Below are 1,907 nucleotides of genomic sequence, written 5' to 3' on the forward strand. Positions count from 1 at the left end.
TCCATCTTCGCCGGGGCGCTTGCGGCTCACCGGCTTGATGGAGACTGTTTAGACTAGCTAAACATGATGCGCAAGCAGAAAGTTTCGTCTATCTAAACTTTCGTTCGAGCTATCAGGCGATGGACGAATCACCGCGCCGAGCATGGCGCTAGATGCGCGTGTAGGAAAATGGGAATTGCTTGATGCAGATTCTGATGAAATTGACCGAATCTCTGACGCACCCTATATGGCCATCTCAAGCAAGGAGGCGACCGATGGCTTACAATCCGGTGACTGTCGCCAACTACATTATAGGTTTGGCGGCCAAGGCGGACAAAAAACTGACGCCGATGCAGCTCAATAAGCTCACCTACATCGCGCATGGATTTTCGCTTGGGCGTGAACGGCGCCCTTTGATCAATGAGCCGGTCGAGGCGTGGCGCTATGGCCCAGTGATCCCCAGCCTGTATCGTCGCCTCAAACGATATGGCTCAAGCCATGTTGATAGTCCGGTCACGTCATTTTTCCGTGGCGACCAGTCCGAGGGCATGTGGCCGGAAGACAAGGCGCTTATCGAAGCGGTGTTTGAAAAATATGGCCATCTGACCGGTGCGCAATTGTCTTTCCTGACGCACAAGAAGGGCACACCATGGGATCGCGCATATCAGCCTGACATTTACGGGATAGAAATCCCCGATGCGCAGATCGGCCAGCACTACGCAGACCTGCTGAATGCCGGAAACTGACGAGCCGCCACTTCCTGACATTCCCACGCCCGAATTAGAGGGTTGGGAAACAGATTCTACGGCAGATACAGAGGTAAGCGCCTGGTCGCGGCAAGATGAGCTGAGCAAGGCTCGTCATGAAAATACGATGATGATTCACAAGACCGTGAAGTGGATCATCCCGACCATGCTGATTCTCGGCGCGCTCATGTTCCTGGCGATGTCGGGCGTATATGTGGCCCAAATTCTGCTGCCAGAGCGCTGTCGCTGGTTGTCGCCAGAAGAGATCCAGCAGCTTCACAGCATTCTGTTCAGCAGTTTCGTGGGCGGCGCAATTGCTCTGGCTGGAAAGACCTATCTCGACACCCCCAGCGGGAAGAGCAACTAGCGCTCAACCATCGGTGCCGGTGCGCTTACCCATTTTGGTGATGTTTCCCCCGCCCGCATTCTGCACAGCTTCGTCAACATCATGAGCCAGTGTCACGATTTGCTCAGCGCTGGCGCGATATTGACGAAGGGCCATCGCCCTCTCAGGCGGCAAGAGTAATTCGAACGGCTCAATGTGCAGGTAGTCCGCGACCTGATTTATGTCGTCGCGATGATAGCGCTGCTTGTCGTTGAACATCAGGCTGGCCTTGGACTTATTCCAGTCCAGCGCCTTTACGATATCGGCCTGCTTTACGCCGAGATGCTCAAGCCAATGCTTAAAATACCAGTCATGGTGGGGCGCTGCCATGGCGCAATCATACCAATGCGTGGTTTCGCTGTCGTTTCGCCAATCTAAACAAACAGTCTTGCCGCATGCGTTTAGATAGTCTAAACCGTTGGGTATGACGCTGGACACGTACCTCAAGCGCGATGACGCCATGTCGCTCACGACGCTAGCCGCTGAGATGGGGGTTTCCAAGAGCCGCCTTTCTCAGCTTCGGGATTCTACGGATTGGCCGCCTGAGTTGGCGCTCAAAGCCGAGGAGGCGACCTGCGGTGAAGTCAGCGCATCGCACCTGTCGCCCATCGTAGCCCGCGCTCGCCAGACGGGAGCCGCAGCATGACCGCCCTCGCTATCACAGGCGCCGTAGTCGCGGCATTCTACACCTTGGTAGCCGCCATCTGCTGGTCTGAGCATCGACGGCATAGCCGTATCGACCGTGAAGACATGCGGACCAGGCGCTTCATTTCCAAGCTTCTCGAACCGGTGGAGGT

Annotated in this window: 3 protein-coding genes; 2 read left to right on the forward strand and 1 reads right to left on the reverse strand. The window is 55.7% G+C overall.

The genetic code is table 11. The features are described from left to right. Positions 1–254 precede the first annotated feature (254 nt). The gene (locus SPHV1_RS04215) at positions 255–725 is read left to right on the forward strand and encodes a Panacea domain-containing protein (RefSeq protein WP_054944806.1); all 471 of its coding nucleotides are present in this window, start codon (positions 255–257) and stop codon (positions 723–725) included. After that, positions 712–1,092 carry a hypothetical protein gene (locus SPHV1_RS24850; protein WP_156367243.1) on the forward strand — a complete coding sequence of 127 codons (381 nt, stop codon included), beginning with the start codon at positions 712–714 and terminating at the stop codon, positions 1,090–1,092. Before SPHV1_RS04215 ends, SPHV1_RS24850 begins: the two co-directional genes overlap by 14 nt. Before the next feature lie 3 nt (positions 1,093–1,095). On the opposite strand, the gene SPHV1_RS04225 is transcribed toward SPHV1_RS24850, so the two are convergent. Beyond that, a complete protein-coding gene (locus SPHV1_RS04225) occupies positions 1,096–1,440 on the reverse strand; it encodes a hypothetical protein (protein ID WP_054944808.1) in 345 nt (114 codons plus the stop codon). Between the last annotated feature and the right edge of the window lie 467 nt (positions 1,441–1,907).

The sequence above is a fragment of the Novosphingobium sp. KN65.2 genome, assembly GCF_001368935.1.
Lineage (GTDB): Bacteria > Pseudomonadota > Alphaproteobacteria > Sphingomonadales > Sphingomonadaceae > Novosphingobium > Novosphingobium mathurense.